The 689-nt window shown below is 51.7% G+C and carries 1 protein-coding gene; it reads right to left on the bottom strand.

Translation table 11 applies throughout. The features are described 5' to 3' along the window. Positions 1–89: 89 nt before the first annotated feature. On the bottom strand, positions 90–677 hold the full coding sequence (locus CRN98_RS17350) for an antitermination protein (protein ID WP_097028645.1): 588 nt from the start codon (positions 675–677) through the stop codon (positions 90–92). Positions 678–689: the final 12 nt, after the last annotated feature.

Below are 689 nucleotides of genomic sequence, written 5' to 3'. Positions count from 1 at the left end.
CGAGAACTGTCTCTTATACACATCTCCGAGCCCACGAGACGGACTCCTATCTCGTATGCCGTCTTCTGCTTGAAAAAAAAAACTACGATTCACTCTTCTTTGTGGCATTGCACCACCAGAGCGTCATACAGCGGCTTAACAGTGCGTGACCAGGTGGGTTGGGTAAGGTTTGGGATTAGCATCGTCACAGCGCGATATGCTGCGCTTGCTGGCATCCTTGAATAGCCGACGCCTTTGCATCTTCCGCACTCTTTCTCGACAACTCTCCCCCACAGCTCTGTTTTGGCAATATCAACCGCACGGCCTGTACCATGGCAATCTCTGCATCTTGCCCCCGGCGTCGCGGCACTACGGCAATAATCCGCATAAGCGAATGTTGCGAGCACTTGCAGTACCTTTGCCTTAGTATTTCCTTCAAGCATTGCCACACCACGGTATTTCCCCGATACCTTGTGTGCAAATTGCATCAGATAGTTGATAGCCTTTTGTTTGTCGTTCTGGCTGAGTTCGTGCTTACCGCAGAATGCAGCCATACCGAATCCGGCTTGTGATTGCGCCATCCCCATAGCAGCCATCACATCAGTACCGGAAAGAGAGTCAGAAGCCGTGGCCCGGGGTGAGTCGCTCATCATCGGGCTTTTTTGCGAATGAAATTTAGCTACGCTTTCGAGTCTCATGCGCCTTCTCCC

The organism is Clostridium peptidivorans (assembly GCF_900205925.1).
GTDB classification, from domain to species: Bacteria; Bacillota; Clostridia; order Clostridiales; family Clostridiaceae; genus Clostridium_AK; species Clostridium_AK peptidivorans.
The sequence above is the reverse complement of the archived record's forward strand: the minus strand, read 5'-3'. Positions and strand labels throughout refer to the sequence as shown.

What these genes read in the sequence shown, in the direction of transcription:
- CRN98_RS17350 (WP_097028645.1), bottom strand. Translation starts at nt 677, where the DNA reads ATGAGACTCGAAAGCGTAGCTAAATTTCATTCGCAAAAAAGCCCGATG.